Annotated in this window: 1 protein-coding gene; it reads left to right on the top strand. The window is 66.7% G+C overall.

What is annotated here, in order from left to right:
* On the top strand, nucleotides 1-261 hold a 261-nt coding region (locus tag R0J88_RS21150; RefSeq protein ID WP_410901050.1), incomplete at both ends, for an L-threonylcarbamoyladenylate synthase.

Genomic DNA, 261 nt, shown 5'->3' with positions numbered 1-261 from the left:
CCGGGCGCCTACACCTTCATCCTGCAGGCGACTTCCGAAGTGCCGCGTCTGCTGCTGCACCCCAAGCGTCGCTCCATCGGCGTGCGCGTGCCGGACCACGCCATCACCCACGCCCTGCTGGAAACCCATCGCGAACCGCTGATGAGCGTGACGCTGATTCCGCCGGGCGAGGAGTTGCCGATGACGGACGCCGAAGAGATTCGCGAGCGCTTCGGACACGCGCTGGATCTGGTCATCGATGGTGGCGCCTGCAGCTTCGAG

This window comes from Pseudoalteromonas sp. SIMBA_162 (genome assembly GCF_046535955.1).
Taxonomy (GTDB): domain Bacteria; phylum Pseudomonadota; class Gammaproteobacteria; order Enterobacterales; family Alteromonadaceae; genus Pseudoalteromonas; species Pseudoalteromonas marina.
Note: the sequence above shows the minus strand (reverse complement) of the source record. Positions and strands in the feature narration are given on the sequence as shown.